11 protein-coding genes are annotated in these 15449 nt (G+C 51.3%); 2 read left to right on the forward strand and 9 right to left on the reverse strand.

Annotation, left to right across the window (positions count from 1 at the left end):
• Positions 1-347 precede the first annotated feature (347 nt).
• Positions 348-6158, reverse strand: a complete 5811-nt coding sequence (locus K3G39_RS06580) for a carboxypeptidase-like regulatory domain-containing protein (protein ID WP_220625386.1) — start codon at positions 6156-6158, stop codon at positions 348-350.
• A 422-nt stretch (positions 6159-6580) separates the two neighbouring features.
• On the opposite strand from K3G39_RS06580, the gene K3G39_RS06585 reads away from it, so the two are divergent.
• The gene (locus K3G39_RS06585; RefSeq protein WP_220625387.1) at positions 6581-6940 is read left to right on the forward strand and encodes an STAS domain-containing protein; all 360 of its coding nucleotides are present in this window, start codon (positions 6581-6583) and stop codon (positions 6938-6940) included.
• An 85-nt stretch (positions 6941-7025) separates the two neighbouring features.
• Here K3G39_RS06585 and K3G39_RS06590 read toward each other — a convergent pair whose 3' ends face one another.
• The 5 genes from K3G39_RS06590 to K3G39_RS06610 form a co-directional block, all read right to left on the reverse strand.
• Positions 7026-8183 carry an iron-containing alcohol dehydrogenase gene (locus tag K3G39_RS06590; protein WP_220625388.1) on the reverse strand — a complete coding sequence of 386 codons (1158 nt, stop codon included), beginning with the start codon at positions 8181-8183 and terminating at the stop codon, positions 7026-7028.
• Between the two features lie 17 nt (positions 8184-8200).
• On the reverse strand, positions 8201-9217 hold the full coding sequence (locus tag K3G39_RS06595) for an NADP-dependent oxidoreductase (protein WP_220625389.1): 1017 nt from the start codon (positions 9215-9217) through the stop codon (positions 8201-8203).
• Between the two features lie 142 nt (positions 9218-9359).
• Positions 9360-10040 carry a TetR/AcrR family transcriptional regulator gene (locus K3G39_RS06600; protein ID WP_220625390.1) on the reverse strand — a complete coding sequence of 227 codons (681 nt, stop codon included), beginning with the start codon at positions 10038-10040 and terminating at the stop codon, positions 9360-9362.
• Positions 10015-10686, reverse strand: coding sequence for a carbonic anhydrase family protein (locus tag K3G39_RS06605; RefSeq protein ID WP_220625391.1), 672 nt, complete (start codon positions 10684-10686; stop codon positions 10015-10017). Before K3G39_RS06605 ends, K3G39_RS06600 begins: the two co-directional genes overlap by 26 nt.
• Before the next feature lie 123 nt (positions 10687-10809).
• Positions 10810-10989: a hypothetical protein gene (locus tag K3G39_RS06610; RefSeq protein ID WP_220625392.1), complete on the reverse strand. Its 180-nt coding sequence runs from the start codon at positions 10987-10989 to the stop codon at positions 10810-10812.
• A gap of 264 nt (positions 10990-11253) precedes the next feature.
• Between K3G39_RS06610 and K3G39_RS06615 the strand changes: the two genes are divergently transcribed.
• The gene (locus K3G39_RS06615; protein WP_220625393.1) at positions 11254-12504 is read left to right on the forward strand and encodes a pyridoxal-dependent decarboxylase; all 1251 of its coding nucleotides are present in this window, start codon (positions 11254-11256) and stop codon (positions 12502-12504) included.
• Between the two features lie 137 nt (positions 12505-12641).
• On the opposite strand, the gene K3G39_RS06620 is transcribed toward K3G39_RS06615, so the two are convergent.
• From K3G39_RS06620 to K3G39_RS06630, 3 genes are all read right to left on the reverse strand, one after another.
• Positions 12642-13889, reverse strand: coding sequence for a pyridoxal phosphate-dependent aminotransferase (locus tag K3G39_RS06620; RefSeq protein WP_220625394.1), 1248 nt, complete (start codon positions 13887-13889; stop codon positions 12642-12644).
• A 275-nt stretch (positions 13890-14164) separates the two neighbouring features.
• Positions 14165-14707, reverse strand: a complete 543-nt coding sequence (locus K3G39_RS06625) for a DUF4142 domain-containing protein (RefSeq protein ID WP_220625395.1) — start codon at positions 14705-14707, stop codon at positions 14165-14167.
• Positions 14708-15065: 358 nt separating this feature from the next.
• The gene (locus K3G39_RS06630) at positions 15066-15365 is read right to left on the reverse strand and encodes an AAA family ATPase (RefSeq protein WP_255594081.1); all 300 of its coding nucleotides are present in this window, start codon (positions 15363-15365) and stop codon (positions 15066-15068) included.
• Positions 15366-15449 lie beyond the last annotated feature (84 nt).

Consider the following 15449-nt stretch of genomic DNA (forward strand, 5'->3'; position numbering starts at 1 on the left):
TGGTTCTGATTCTTCCCAGGAAGTGTACCATTTAGGGTATAAAGCCGAAAAGTACACATTTTAGTTCAAATCAGGTTTCGTGTTTTTGTTGTCAGGTATAGATTGCTTATGTGTTTAATCTTAAACAGCATAGTGCAATTTAGGCGACTTAAATCTAAATCACAATAATTGTTGTAAAAATATTTAACAATATATTAATAGTACCTTAAAATGCCTTTTTCAGAGCCTGAATAAAGCATTTATAAATGATAAGATCTTCATAACTAGCTACTTGTATTCCCAAAAGACCTAATCAAAACTTGCCTTATCCCGAAAAAGAACAAGCCATTGCAGCGTATTTGTTTAACTTATTTGATTCTAACCTCCTTCAGCCCGGTTCGGCCATAAAACACCGGAAAATACATTAGCTCTACCCTAGCAGGATTAACTGTGTACACGCCGCTGTAGCGTGGCAATAGCTTAATGGTATAGGTATGCCTGCCTTTAGGCAGACGGTCAGCGAAAATGGCGACTTTGTGCCGGAAATATTCCCGGTGAACCTCGTAAGATCCCCTGCCCGTTTTTTCATCGTAAGAGCAGCCGGCAGGTATAGGCACTTCAATCAGTACATAATCGGCATCGGCTTTGGCTTCTACCTCCACTACCAGTTCGATTGGCTTGCCAGCTGTTAAAACGACTTGGTTTACTATACCTTTAAAGGAGGTTTTTACTACAAAGTCTTTCTGTACCGGCTCCGGGCTGGCGTTCCAGTGGGTCTGGTAGGCAGTCAGGTATAGCGGCAACTTACCGGTTTTGCGGATGACCAACGGCTGGCCCGGCAGGAACGTGGTATCTACCGGAAATTTACTTACTTCCAGACGCAAAGGCCCCGTCAGCTGCAGGGTGTTTTGGAGTGGCTGATCGCTTTCTTTCTTATTGAGCAGGTCAGGCAGCAGCGTTTCCAGTATGCGGGCCGACTCATAAGTATTGCGCCAGTGACCGCTACGGCGCTCGCTCAATAAATAGGCACGGATGCTGGCCAGTTCCTGCTCATGACCACCGGCTGCTTTCAGAATGTCATAGGCCAAAAGCGTGTTGGAAATGTGGTTGTTGAAGAGGCTATACCTGTTCTCGCCCCAGTGCAGACCTCCGAGTGTGGTTACTTTCTTATATTTCTGCAACGTATCGAGTGGGGCCTCCAGTTTGAGCAACTGCCGCATGCGCGTGAGGCGCAGCTGTTCTTCTGAAGATAAGCCCTCCCGCTTCGAAAGCTCTTGCACGTAGCGGGTATAGTCGACCTTGGCTTGCAGCTTGTGCAGCGTTTCGAGCATCAGCAGTTTGTCCGTGAAGCGGGCCTGTTCCAGCCGGTAGACCATAAAATTGTGCAGTTTCTGCTCGTCATATTTCGGGGCGTAGCCTTCCGCTTTAGCCAGCGACAGCGCTTCTACCACGTGGCTTGTGATCCAGGTATAGGCCGGACCGGACTGCCACCAGGTCCAGGCACCTTCCGGCAACTGTGTCTTTTCGAGATGACGTACCAGGCGGCGAACCATACGTTCGTGTGTGAATTTTTCGCCTAGCTGCTCTCGTATGCGTTTCTCCAGCAGTAGCGCCTTGAGTTTGGAGGCTGCCTGCTCGCTGCACCAGTATTCATATCTATGCAGGTAGTCGATTTCCTCGAGCATCACCTCCAGCAGATTGCCTTTTGCGTGCAGCTTCACAGGGCCTTTGGCCGGGTCGAAGTCCAGCGTCAAAGTCGTGTCAGCGTGCAAAGCCAGAAAGTGGCCGCTAGTTTCTTCAGTGCCTTTTGGGTATACCCGGATGTGACGCCGCTCACCATCGGCCATACCTTCAGCTGACCGCAGGGCAAAGAGCACTTCCACTGAGTCAGGAGCCACAGACGGAGCCGTAAAAGTGAGGGTATCGGTATAGGCGCGCTTGAGCAAAATCTGGCTTTCACGTTCCTGCTTCCCTGCCACTTCAAAGCGTGTGATGATGTTGGAAGAGTCCGGCAGGTAATTGAGCGCCTTGCCGATGACCTGCGTTTTGTCGCCCTCCACCAGAAAGCGCGGCATCGCCAGCGTGGCTATCATCGCCTTAAAGGACTTGATGCTGGTGCTGTAGATGCCCGTGCGTTTCCTGCCGTCCATACCTAATACATAGGTGTTCCAGCTGGTGATATCGCCCGGGAAAGTGACCGGGAAGGTAGCCTGGCCCTTGCGATCGGTGAGTAGGCGTGGCTGCCAGAAGGCAAAGTCCGAGAAGTTCTCGCGGATGGCACCCGCCTCATCTACCGGCAGTTCCGCGGTTAGCCCCTCAGGACCAGTTTTGCCACCGATGATGATCACACCACCCGCTGCTACGGAACCATAAATCGCCATTCCAGCCGCAGCATCCAGCTTCGTCATCGAAGCGATCAGAGCCGGATCCAGGTCGGATAGTTTACCGCCGTAAGGCATGCCGTTCACTATAATAAGCGGCGAACTGGCGCTTTGGATGGAGGCATTGCCTCTGATGCGTATCCCCGTTGCACTTCCCTCCACTACAGTAGCAGCAGCGTATGTCATACTTTTCTTTTCCTGCGCCCCATAGCCTACCACCACTACTTCCTGCAATTCCTGTATATTCACCTGCAGGCTGGCATCCAGGATTCGTCGCCCATCAACAGGCAGTTCAGTACCGGCATAGCCGATGTATCTAAACACCAGCACAGCATTAGAAGGCACACCAAGCTGGTAATAGCCGTTCGCATCGGTAGCCGTCCCGATGTGTGTTCCCTTCACCAACACGGCCACACCCGGCAGCGGCTCACCTGACCCTGCATCCACGACGATGCCTGATACGGTGGTGCTGTATTCATTCAGACCAGAGGTATAGTTGTCATTGCGCATCTGCCGGATCACCTGCTGCTGCACCTCGATACTCACCCCACGCTGAGCTTCTCTGATTCTTCTGTTGATCAACTGCTGCAGCGTCTGGCTAGAGCTGTCGGCCTTTTTCTGAGCGGCTGGTTGCAGGTATAGCTGCACCTGTCCGTTTGCCTGCACCTGCAGGTCAGTAGTAACGTAGCTGCTGTCCGGGAACAGCAGTGTTAGCTGGTATTTGCCAATCGGTATACCTGACACCAGCAGTGTGTTGCCGCTGTAGAGTCGGGCAGAATCGGGTTGGCCGGCCTTGTGCAGCACAGCAATGGCGGGCCTTTGTGTGAAGGCGTTGTCGAGTCGCCAGCCTACGCGGCCTTTGGGGAGGTAGTCGTCGTAGCGCGGATTATTGCCTAAGGCTTTCTGTAACCAGAATTCCCGGTTCAATTCCTCCCACTCCTGCTGCAGGTGCTGTTCAGTTGAGGCTTTATCATAAAGTGGCACCGGATTGCGCTCCTGCTTGTTCCAGTTGCCAAGATGAACATGCTCGGGCAGGAGCTGACGCTCACGCATTCTGAGCAGCTCCCGCTCAAAGGTATAGGTATAGCCCGGCTCCATATCGAAGGTGGTGTTGAAGCGGTTATACCTTGTAAACTGCAGATAGCCCGGCGAGAACGGCCCCGCCAGCAGAGACTTTGTAGCCGAGTAATAATGGTTGTTCCGGGCAGGGTTGTCCTGAATGCCTAGCACCCGGCGGCCCTGCTTCAGGTAAGCCAGATCGCTGTCGAAGTTCTGCTCCACCTGCAGCAGGTAGCCGTGCAGGTTGTTGCGCTCCCGGGTTGAGAGCACGTTTTCTTTTTCAGCTTTTGCCGCATAGGGTACATCAGACTTTGTAATGTCAGCACTCAGCACCAGTTTGTGATAAGGACGCAGGTATACGCTGTCCAGTTTGATCAGCTTGTCAGTGGTGCGCATCATGATGGTATGATAGCCGCTGTCTGCTGCAAAGGAATAGGCGGGCATCACATCCGTCCCGGAGAAATACACCGGCACCCGATCCAGGTATACCACATGCACCGGCACCACCCGGCCGGAGTCCACTACAAAAGGCGAGAATTGCGTGAGGCTGTCGCGGGAGAGGCTGTATTCTGTAAAGATGCCCTGCTTCGGGTATAGGAAATTGTAGTAAGCCATGCTGTCCAGCCCCATGCGGCGGCTCCATACCTGCCAGTCCATCAGCTGCGAGGAAGCTTTGGTATCGTTGTTCAGCTTCAGTTTCTGGTACGGCTTGCGGCCTTTATACCTGTCCCAGGAGGGCAGCGTGGGCACGCCTTGTGCCGTGAACTTAGAGGTGATGGCATAGGCCGTGAGGTCGGCGTTGGGTACCGGCTTGCCTTTGGCGTCAAGCACGGTCACGGTCAGGTTGCTCTGTTGCCCCGGGTAGACCACCTGTGGCGCTTCCACCTCCAGGTTCAGGGTATACCTGCGGTGCGGAGCCACTTTTTCATCCGACCGGATCTCACCGCCCCACATGTAGCGCATCGTCACAAAATAAGGAGCATCGCCGCGCAGTGCCCGGGTATAGCGGAAGTCCCGCTCCTGCCCTTTGCCCTGCTCCACCAGCTTATCGCCCCGGTACACAAAGAACCAGTAAGGCAGCTTGCGCGGGTTGTCGAGCACAAAGTAAAGCGAGTCCTTGCTGCGGTCGGTATAGGCCTGTAGTTGTGCATTTTCGGTATTGAGAGCAAGTGATGCCTCCTGCTCCGGGGTCTGCAGAATGTAACGTCGCATGTAAGGGTTCACAGGCAAACGGGAAGGCAGTTGCACCTGCTGCTCCAGCACTTTGTTGCCATTTGCGTCTACGGCAATGAGCTGTGCCTTTTGCGGTACAGGCTTGTCGCCTTCCAGATACTGAGCCAGCAGACTGTCCTGCGAGAGGGAGAGTTTCAGCTGCCCCGGGGTATAGGTATAGCTGGCCTGGCAGGACTGGAAACTGCGTTCGTTGCTGCTGTTCAGAAAATCAGCCCTCACCTGATAGCGCAGGGAGGCTGTCGGGAAAGAAGTGGCAGGTATGGAAATGCTTGTTTCACCGGTAGCTTCCAGTGGCTGACTGTGCTTCCAGAGCGTATCCGGCACAAACACCTGCTGCTCCCGTGACCCGAACACCTGCCGGGTGAGCACCACAACCTCCACTCGGGCGTCGAGCAGATTGAGTCCGTTGGCGTCGGTGCCGCGCACATGCACCTGGTTCTCCACACCGGCCTGGTGCTCTTCGTGCGCCAGTCGCAGGGTATACTTATTTTCCTTTAGTTCATAGTCTTCGTAGGTGAACGAGTGGCGTACCAGCACATCTTCCCGCTTATTGGTTCTTTCCAGTAGCAAGTTATAGCTGGCATCCAGCCGCAGGTTCAGGCTGTCGTGCAACACAAACCAGCCTTCGTATGCACCCTTACGGTAAGGATCGAGTTCTCCCAGTTTTTTACGCTTGCTATCATAACCATATAGCACCAGCTGCGCCTTGTACGGCACGGGCTTGCCATTCCTGTTCACCACATAGGCTTTATACCTGACCGTATCGCCGGGCTGGTATAGCGGTTTATTGGTGACCAGATACCCTTTGTATTTTTCAGGTTTCTCGCGGCGATAGTCTTCGTCAAAAATAGCAGCCACACTGTGGATCCAGCCTTCCGGTTGCCCCCATTGTATGGTTCTGTACATATCCCGAAAGGGCTGCCAGGTATAGCGCATCGGCCAGGTGTTGATCAGTCGTTGCCACCACTTCGGTTTGTAAAATTCGTACTGCGAGGCGAGTTCTTCATAAAAGGTATGGCCCTGGTGACTTACGCTGACAATACCCTTCTTGGGTCCTTTCTTCAGCCGGTAAGTGTTTGTTTTGCTATCGAAGGGCACGCGCTTATCTCCGGCCATTATTGTTGCATCCCTTACCAGTTGTCCCAGACTGTCGTGCACCAAGAGGGCAAGCTCCGGTTGCAGATGCAGCAGCTTCGCCTGCAGTTGGCTCTTTGTCTCGAGCCAGTAAACCAGGTCAGGACCTTGGGCGTGCATGTAGAGGTAGTGGCCATGAGGCAGCGGCTTGGTATAGGACTTGTTGATCGCAAATGAATCGATGACGGTGTGGAAGAAGCTGTTTTTCACCACGTCCGGCCCCTTTTCATAAATCCTGAGGGCCTGCTCGTCGGTAATTTTGTAGATGTAGGTATAAGGGCTTCGCAGCTGAGAGTTAGCCAAACGCCCCTGCGCGAAGGCAGGCACGGAATACAAGAAAATAAAGGCAAGCAGCAGTAGTTGTTTCAGCATAGGGGTGGGGTCAATTCCCTATCAATATACTAAAAATAGTATGTTCTTATACCTGATTACCAAACCGCCCCTTCAGAAACAGCTGCGCATGGTCAGGCAACTTTCTTAGCGGTCTGCATCCAAAGACTACACTGTTTTTTCATTTTAACAATAATCTGCCAAAACAAAGTCGCACAGGATGAATCCTATTACGGCTGCATTCTTTTATAAGCAACCGTAAGCTTTAGCCCAATAAAAAAGAGCTATTTGATTGATTAGCTAATTTAATTGAAAACAAAATAACTATATACCAATAACCTCGTACTTTAAAAATACAATAATCACCCAGTAGCTTGTTTTAAATTTTATGGAATTTAATAAAGGACTCTCCCGCTATTAAAGCACCCTCCTTTATTTTTTAAATCTTTTTAAGGGACGTCGCCATGGAAATAACCAACCACACCTCGCACCAGAATCGCCATATCTTTTTTGTAAAGGGCCTTATAAAGCAGCAGGCAATCGATCAGATCCGGCAGGCAATTGCCGGGGCGCCAACTGATAATAAGAAAGAACTTTGGATTGACTGCTCGCACGTAGACCGGTTGCACCTGACCAACAGCAGCATTTGTTCATTTGTAAGCGAACTGCTCAAGATCCGAAAACAGGATGTAAAGGTGGTACTCTGCGATATGAATGCTACCACAGAGCGCATGTTCCGCCTCCTCCGCCTCGACTCGCTTTTTGCCAAGGCTAAGTCTTTTGAGGAAGCAGAACAAGAGAAAAGCCCGCAAATTGCCGCCTAAGCCTGTATGCTTTGCTATAAAACCATAAGAGCGCCTCTGCAAAAACAAAGGCGCTCTTTCTTTTTAGACTGTATACCTATACCTGCTACAGGCTCATGGTGAGGATCTGCTCCACATCCGGCACCTGAATATCGGCTCGCTCTCCCAGATTCTTCACACCACGCTCCTCAAAACGCTTCACAATTTGCTGGATCGTGCTATTGTCTACCTCGTAGTCCTTGAGTCTGGTTCGGATACCCAGCGATTCAAAGAAATCGACGGTGGCCTGCACGGTGGCTTCGATGCGCTCATCCTCACTGCCCTGGCAAATGCCCCATACCCGCTCACCATACTGCAGCAGCTTTTCTCTCTTCGTATCGCGCTTGTAGCGCAACAGCGACGGTAACACAATGGCCAGGGTGCGTGCATGGTCGATACCATGCAGGGCAGTCAGTTCGTGGCCGATCATGTGCGTGGCCCAGTCGGTCGGGACGCCTACCCGGATTACCCCGTTGAGTGCCATAGTCGCGCACCACATGATGTTGGCAGCCGTGTCATAATCGGTTGGGTTTTGCAGTGCTTTCGGCCCCTCCTCCTTCAGCGTGATCAGAATGGATTCCGCCAGACGGTCCTGCAGCGGCGCATTGACCGGATAGGTCAGGTACTGCTCCAGCACGTGCGTGAAGGCGTCTACCACACCATTGCTGAGCTGGCGCAAAGGCAGCGAGAAAGTGGTTTCCGGATCGAGGATGGAAAACTTAGGAAACGTAAGCGGCGAGCCGAATGAGAGTTTCTGCCTGGTTTCTTCCCGTGTGATCACAGAACCGGAGTTCATCTCAGAACCTGTGGCCGGTAAGGTCAGCACGGCACCAAAAGGGATGGCTTTGGTCACGGGCGCTTTTTCAGAACATATTTTCCAGGGATCGCCGCCCTCGAAAGGTATAGCCGCTGCGATGAATTTAACCCCGTCGATGACAGAGCCGCCACCCACGGCCAATATGTAATCCACTTGCTCGCGTCTTGCCAGATCTACCGCCTGCATCAGGGTTTCGTAGCGTGGGTTGGGCTCGATGCCGCCAAACTCCACCACTTTGTGACCCTTCAAGGCCTCCATCACCTGATCGTACACCCCGTTTTTCTTAATACTCCCGCCGCCATAAGCCATCAGCACGCGTGCATTAGCCGGCACTTCAGTGGCCAGGGCTGCAATCTGCCTCTTTCCGAACAGGATCTTAACGGGATTATAAAAAGTGAAATTGTTCATAAATTAAAATCTGCTAATTAATTGGTGTTATAATCTGCCACTTTCACAAGCAGCTTGCCCGTGTTCTCACCTCTGAACAAGCCGAAGAAGGCCTGTGGCAGTTGATCGAAGCCCTCCAGAATATGCTCTTCGTACTGCAATTTACCAGCTTTTAGCCAGTTTGCCAGCTCAGTTGCCGCTTCCGGGAAGCGTGCGGCATAGTCACTCACAATAAAGCCCTTCATCAAAGCACTCATTTTGAGCAGAATAGGCTCCACACGCGGACCAGTCGGAAGTGAGGTGGCATTGTAAAGCGCGATCTGTCCGCAAACCGCAATGCGGGCGAATTTGTTTAACAGGCTATACACGGCATCTGAAATCTCCCCACCCACATTATCGAAGTAGATGTCCACGCCACCAGGGCAGGCAGTTGTCAAAGCTTCGCGCATGTTGGAAGTAGTTTTGTAGTTGATGGCCTCGTCAAAGCCAAGCTCGCTCTTGAGGTAATCTATCTTGTCGTCGGAGCCGGCTATACCTACCACGCGGCAGCCTTTCAGTTTAGCGATCTGCCCGACTACGGTCCCTACCGCACCCGCCGCGCCAGATACCACCACGGTCTCCCCTTCCTTTGGCTCACCGATATACATCAAACCGCAATAGGCCGTCATGCCCGGCATGCCCAGTATACCTAAGTGGTAGCTCAGCGGCGCCAGATGGGGGTCCAGCGGACTAAGGCCTTTGCCCTCGGAGATGCTGTAGGTCTGCCAGGGAAGATTTCCCAACACGACATCACCTGCCTTATACCTGCCGTTGCGACTTTCCACAACTTCCGCCACCACGCCTCCTGCAATGGGCTCGTTCAGCTTGTAGGGCGCCACATAGGATTTGGCATCGCTCATGCGGCCGCGCATGTAGGGGTCAACTGACACATAGAGCGACCTGAGCAGCAGTTCATCTTGCTGCAAGTCGGGAAGTTCTTCTTCTTTAAACTCAAAGTTATCCTCCGTGGGCATGCCCTGCGGACGGCTTTTCAATAAAATGCTTCTGGTTTTCATAGGCTCTGCTTGTTATACCTATTAGTGTATGCAAAACCGGCTCGGGGGGTTATGTTTTATTTACAACAGGCCGCCTAAACAGAAAAGGATGATACCGACTCAGTTGCCGGTATCATCCTTTTCAGCAGCATAGCGAGGCTGTCTACTTTTCGATGGCCTTGAACACCAGGTGCGTCAGGAAATCTTCCAGTTGCCCGTTGCCATCTTCGTTTATGTTAGTGAGCGAGGGCAGATGAAGCGCAAAAAAATGCTGGTAATGCGCACTTTCGGCTACGGTAGAGACCAAGGTGGCCGGGTACTTATAATCCGGGTTGATCTCGTGCACGATGTCGGCTATGCGCTTGCAGAGGCGCTTGTAGCTCAAAAAGAAACCCTCCTTGTTATTAGCGTCCACCGCCTTGGTGAGGTAAGCTTTGGCCGATTCAGCCACCACAATGCGCTGCAGGGTTACCTCGTCCATGTGCTCAAACTCCAGGTCGTTCTCGATCTGGCCCGCCAAAATGCGAATTGCTATGCGCAGGCGTTCCTCAGGTGAGTCGATGTTGTTAATGGCGAAGACCAACCTGTACTCGAGCCAGTTCCAGTACCAGGAGATCAGGTATGAGAGCAGCATGTGCTTGCTTTCAAAGTACCTGTATATGGTTGCCTCCGTACTGTTGATGCGCTCAGCCAGTTTCTTAAAGGTGAAGGCCTCCAGTCCCAGTTCATCGATCAGGAGCGTACCGTTTCTGACGATATCACGCCCTTTCTCAGAACCTTCCGGATCTTTGAGGTATACCTTCTCTTCTACTTTGATCTTAATATTTGCCAGCAAGTTCTTCATGAAGTGCTTCAGTCATGTTTTCAACGTTATCGTAGAAGTTCACCACGCCGGTTTCCACGTCGTACATCCCGCCTACAATACCAATTTCGCCCTTTTCTATCATTTCCCGAAGGATCGGGCTGTTTTTCTTTATCTCTCCTACGGCCCACACCACGTTGGTTTCGGCCACTCTCTCTACAAACTCGCTGTTTTTAGAGCTTCTTTCTCCGGCATACTCCACAGCATTTACAGCGGGCTCGATCTTGTGCAGCAGTGTGCTCAGGTTGCCCATTTCTACGTGGTCGCAGGCTCCTTTTATAGCGCCGCACCGGCTGTGCCCCAACACCACAATCAACTTGGAACCAGCCACCTTGCAGGCAAACTCCATGCTACCCAGGATGTCTTCGTTTACGATATTGCCGGCAACGCGTGTGCTGAAAATGTCCCCCAGCCCCTGGTCGAAGATTAGCTCAGCCGATGTACGCGAGTCGATGCAGCTCAATACGATGGCAAACGGAAACTGGTCGGCTGACGTTTCGTTGACCTGCTGCAGCAGGTTGCGGTTTACTTTCAGGTTGCTTACAAAGCGCTTGTTGCCTTCCAACAGAATCTCTTTAGCACGCTGCGGGGTCAGTTCTGCCTGTGTTTCTTTGTTCTGTGTTCTCATGGATTTAAATCTTTTTTGATCATTGGGTTATTACCTTCAAGCAAGCTGTGCTCAAAGTTCGGATGTTTTCAGAATTTCATCCCTTCGTATTCCGGTTTTCGCCGTCCAAATTCCATTTGTTTTTCAGCTGGATGCTGTTCTCAATCCGTTCAGGCACACGCGGATACCCGCCCTATACCTGTATATACCTGTCAGCAGGTCCGCCCGGCTGTGAACCGCTACAAAGCCGGCCATTATACCTGAAAACAAAGCCATACCGAACGCCATAGACCCTTTCTTACAGGTATAGGCTTGAGACAACATGCAATAGCTTTACTTTAATAGCACAAAGTAAAGCACTGCCCATTTTAATTCCCAATTTTATTTTCAGTAATTTTTATTACCAACACCATGATGTAAGTCATTGTTTTCAGCTGTACAAGCTCGTAAATCGCAGTCGGCAAGGGAGAGACCGGCGTTACCCCGCGAGGAGTTTGTCTGTTGAATGTCGTATATTTGCTGCCTTTACAACAGGGTAGCCCCGTACCGGCATAGCCTTGTCATTTACTATTAAACCTGCTTACGAGTATGCAACCGTGGACTAAATTGAATAAAGAAACGATCCGGACCATCGTGCTCAACGCCCTGGAAGAGAACGTAAATTTCTATGACGAGAATATACTGGGTATACCTGGCTCCCATCTCGACAATAAAGTATTTTACCAGGATGCGCCTTTTCTGAAAGACGCCCCTTTCCTGACAGCGCTCATCCATAACCCAAACCACATTGGCTGCCATACCCTGGGCGCTTCCGAATCTTTTTTCAGGGGCACGCACCAGATCGAGCGCGAACTGATCGGCCTGTGTGCTGAGCAGATCCTGAAAGCCGAGCCCGGCAGCTGCGACGGCTATGTGGCAGCCGGCGGTACCGAAGCCAACCTGCAGGCCATCTGGATCTACCGCAATTACTTACGCAACCGCGACGGCGTGCGCAACGGGAGCATCTGCATTCTGTGCTCCCGCGACAGCCACTACTCCATGAGCAAAGCTGCCAACGTCTTCGACCTCGACATCGCTACCGTGCAGGTGGACGATGACACACGTGCCATTGACGAGGCCCACTTGCAGGAGGTAATCGCTGCCCAGAAAGCGAAGGGCAAAAGCCACTTTATTGTGATAGCCAACATGATGACAACTATGTTTGGATCAGTGGACAACGTTGAGGTATATGCAGCAGCACTTGAAGCAAGCAAGAGCCAGTTCATGATCCATGTGGATGCGGCTTTTGGGGGCTTCATCTATCCTTTCACCAATCCGGGCAATGCGCTTAATTTCCAGAATAAGTACATCACTTCTGTGACATTGGATGCGCACAAGATGGTGCAGGCACCTTATGGCACGGGCATCTTCCTGATCCGGAAAGGCTTTATGCAACACGCCAACACCAAGGAGGCTAGCTACGTGGAGGGAGAGGATTTTACGCTGATTGGCAGTCGCTCCGGCGCCAATGCCATTGCCGTCTGGATGATCCTGATGACTTACGGCCGCTACGGCTGGGAGGAGAAAACCACTACCCTGCTCAACCGTGCCGCCTGGCTGGCCGCTGAACTCGATAAGGCAGGTATAACCTATTACCGCAACCCGCACTCCAACATCATCACGATCCGGAGCGAGCACCTCAACAAAGGCATTGCCAGCAAATATGGCCTTGTGCCGGACAATCACTATGACGCCAATTGGTACAAGGTAGTGGTGATGGACCACGTAACGATCGATCGCCTGATCCCGCTACTCGAGGACCTGAAAGCTTATCAGCAGGAAGCCTGCCTGGTAGAGTAAGCCTATACCTGATGGTTACCTTCGCGCTGTACTTTGCTATACCTGCAGCGTGAGCGCTATACCTGACAGTTAATCCTATAAAGCAGAAAAGGCTCCTTTAGCGGGAGCCTTTTCTGCTTTATTCCAATTAGCTATACCTACAGCAACTCCGTTAACTGCCACGGAGCTGCTATACCTGTTCCCTTGTAGTTTTGCAGAAACAGCGCGAGCTTGTCCATGGTCTGGCTTAACTCCTGTAGCTCCGGCAGGTATACAATGCGAAAGTGGTCCGGCTGCTGCCAGTTAAAGCCGCTCCCCTGCACCAGCAGCACGTGTTGCTCCTGCAGAAAGTCCAGCACAAAAGCCTGGTCGTCGGCAATAGCATACTTCTTCACATCGATCTTCGGAAACAGGTAAAAGGCACCTTTTGGCTTCACGCAGGTAATGCCAGGTATAGCCGTCAGTTTTTCATAACAGCTATCCCGCTGCTGCCGTAGCCTGCCGGTTGGCAATACCAGATCCTGCATCTCCTGGTACCCCTCCAAAGCCGCCTGTATGCCGTACTGCGCCGGTACATTGCTGCACACCCGCAGGCTGGCCAGCGTGTTCAGCCCATCACTATAGCTCCTGGCTTTAGCTTTATTGCCGCTCACCAACATCCAGCCTGCCCGGAAACCGGCCGCCAGGTAATTTTTGGAAAGTCCGCTGAAAGTCACCGTTAACACCTCGTCTGAAAAAGTGGCCGTAGAGCGGTACTCCACTTCATCGTACAGAATCTTATCATATATCTCGTCTGAGAATACCACCAGATTGTGTGCGGCTGCCAGCTCTACTAGCTCCTGCAGCAGTTCCGGGGCGTATACCGCGCCAGTCGGATTGTTGGGATTGATAATAACAATGGCCTTGGTGCGGCTCGTGATCTTGCTTTTGATGTCGCTCAGGTCGGGATTCCAGTCGGAGGCTTCGTCGCAGAGGTAGTGCACGGCTTTGCCGCCCGAAAAGCGTACGGCTGCCGTCCAGAGCGGATAGTCGGGCGAAGGAACCAGTACCTCATCGCCATGGTTAAGCAGGCCCTGCACCGCATGCAGAATCAGCTCACTCACCCCGTTGCCAATCGAAATATCATCGGTGTGAATGCCGGCTATACCTTTTGCTGTGTAGTAATCCCGGATCGCCTCGCGGGCAGGCAGAATACCTTTGTGGTCTGCATAACCTTGGGCATGGCGCAGGTTATCCATAATGCTTCGGGTGACTGCTTCGGGTGCGCCAAAGCCAAAGGGCGCCGGATTGCCGATGTTCAGCTTTGTGATGCGATACCCCTCCAACTCCAGTTCTTTTGCCTTCTCGTAAATGGGCCCGCACAGTTCGTAATGAACCGCATCAAGTCGTGTGCTGCGTTGTATCATACAGGTATAAGTTTTCCCAAAAATAAGGGTTTGTCCCACATACTGCGCCGCCACTAAGCATAAATATGCACCTTCTTCTCGCTATTAAAATCTGCCTGCACGCGGCGGTTTCTTTTGCGTTTCATAAGGCATTCGCCAGACTGAAGATGTTGAAAACATGGCACCTTCACCTCTATCAATAATTTATACAACTATATCAAAAAGCCTGGTCTTCAATCACTTAAAAAAAGCCCCCGTCAGTTAAACGGGGGCTTTACAGCAAGATTCATTATACCTTACAGAGCGTCCGTCATATCGTCCAGCTCACGGGCATGCTCCAGGTGCATGCGCAGCTTAGGCAGTATTTTTTGAGCAAAGGCTCGCAACTCTGTATCCTCCAGATCCTCAACGGCCTGTTCATATAGCTCTACTGCTTCTTCATGCGCATCTTCCTGCACATCGGCAAAGTCCTTATCGAACGGAGTGTCTGTTTTACCGTCCAGTCGGGTTACAATAGCCTGCTTTTCCTGCGGAAGCGTAGTGGGCACCTGCAGGTTCTTCTGCTGCGCCAGTGTCATTAGTTCCTGACTGGAAGCAGTATGGTCTGTCACTATCTCCTGGGCAAAATCTCTTACTTCTTGCATCGTTGATTTTTGAAGTGCCATGTTGCCTGTCTGAATCTCAAACATATCACTGGCAGCAGCACGTTGCACAAACTCCTGCGATGTCAAACGCGGTCCATCAATGTTGTCATCATCATCATCGTCACAGGCTGCTAAAAATGCAAGCGACATAAAAAGCAGTAATACTCCCCATCTCAAATCCTTCGCTCTTTTCATAGTCAAATTATTAAGGTTAAAATACTGATAATTAAACAGCAGAATAGTAATGCTTCTTCTGCCATGTTTCTTAAACGGGCGCTCCTGCCGTTAAGTCGGTGAAAAAACACGTAAAAGCGCACGTAGAAATACATAATATAACAATAGCTATAAAACTGTATTATAAGCTCTTAATGAATGCATTCCTTCTTCTTTCTAAGGCCTTTTCGCCTCTTTAAGCAGGACCAGGAGCGTGCAGAGGTGTAATAATATAGCTTCCGTCCTGCTGCAGGCGCACCAGGTATAGCCTGTCGAAGCCCTCGTCCAATGTAGGGCGCACGAGGCACTTGTAGGTGCCCTAAAGACCCCGTTCTGGTATCTAATGCCGGCCAACGCGCTGGCTGTTGCGCTCCACCTCCGTTTCAAAGTAATAGCCTACTACCTCATACCTGGCAGCTTTGGCCAGTTCAATATATTTTACCCTCTCCTCCACGCTGGGATTGGTGTTATCTACCACAAAGCGCATTTGGGTCTTCAGACAGCTTTTCAGAAAAAGATTCTCCCGATGGCGTCTGCGTAGCAAATCCAGGCTGATGCGCACATAGGTGTTGAAAAAATGTTTCTTATAAAAAGTAGATTTCCCGCTGGCTTGTATCCCGCAAAAAATGCTCGCTTCCATGCGCTTGCATTAATTTTTCACCTATCTGTACTCTTGCTTCTCTTCAAGGTTTATCTTCCCAGAAAACTAAAAACTAAAATTTTT

The organism is Pontibacter sp. HSC-14F20 (assembly GCF_019599265.1).
In the GTDB taxonomy this organism is placed as follows: domain Bacteria; phylum Bacteroidota; class Bacteroidia; order Cytophagales; family Hymenobacteraceae; genus Pontibacter.